1 protein-coding gene and 1 pseudogene are annotated in these 1,047 nt (G+C 60.6%); both read right to left on the reverse strand.

Annotated features, from left to right (window positions below):
• Positions 1 to 299 (reverse strand): annotated as a pseudogene (locus tag NKI59_RS34920) (ABC transporter permease); the annotation flags it as partial.
• Between the two features lie 68 nt (positions 300 to 367).
• Positions 368 to 1,047: ABC transporter substrate-binding protein (locus NKI59_RS34925; RefSeq protein WP_352709065.1), on the reverse strand; the 680-nt coding region annotated here is incomplete at its 5' end.

The raw sequence follows: 1,047 nt of genomic DNA on the forward strand, positions 1-1,047 counted from the left end.
GCCAGCACATAAGCGGCGGGATAACCGATGACGATGCACCACAGCGTCACCTCGAGGCCGAGGCGCAGCGAGGCCAAAAGCAATGTCAGATAAAGGCTTTGTGAAAAGAAGGCGGCATAGTTTTCGAGCGTGAACGCCCACGGCTTTCCCGACAGCGGCAGGTCGGTCATGAAGGAGAAGAAGACCATGGCTGAGAGCGGCAGGAAGATCGCAACCGTCAGCCAGAGATAGGCAGGCGCCAGCAGTGGCAAGGCCGATCTCAATCCGCTGCGCGACGCGGCCGCAACCTGTGCTGCCATGACATCCACCTCCCAGGATGGGGAAGCATCAGCCGACATGGATGGTCGGCTGATCCCGGCTTCTGCTGTTACTTCACGTCGACCTTGAGCTGCTGCCAGAGCGACAGATAGGTTTCGCGCTGGGCGTCTGTGATCGGCGCCTGGAACTGAATGCGCTTGGCGACTGCCGGGTCACCCATCACCTTGCGGTTGAACGCATCCCCGGGAAGTGCTTCTACAGCCTTGGTGTTGGCGGATACCGGGGCTCCGACCTTGGTGACCCATTCGACATAGAACTTCGGGTCGATCATGTAGTTGATGAAGGCCTCGGCGCCGGCGACATTCTTGGAACCGACCGGAATGGAGAAGGCGTCGAGCCAGGCGACAGCGCCCTCCTGCGGGATCACGAGCGCGACCGGCAGCTTGAAATGGGTCTTGGCGCGGTCGGCCGAGCCGCTCCAATAGGTGCCGATGTCGATCTGGTTAGAGGCAGCCATCTGGTTCCAGTCGTTCTCCGAGCTCCAGAACGTCTTGATCTGCGGCATCAGCGAGGTGAGCTTCGCCTTGACCGCCTCGATATCCTTGATGTCGTTGATGTTCTGGCCGGTGGCAATGGCGCCGAACTGAACCGCCTCGACGGCATCATCACGGATGGTGACGCGGCCTTTGTGAGCGGGATCCCACATTTCGGCGATGCTCGTCGGCGGCTTATCGAAGGATTTTTCATTGATGGCGAGCGCCGTCAGCCCCCAGACCCACGGCACGCCAT

This window comes from Mesorhizobium sp. M0598 (genome assembly GCF_040320865.1).
GTDB lineage: Bacteria > Pseudomonadota > Alphaproteobacteria > Rhizobiales > Rhizobiaceae > Mesorhizobium.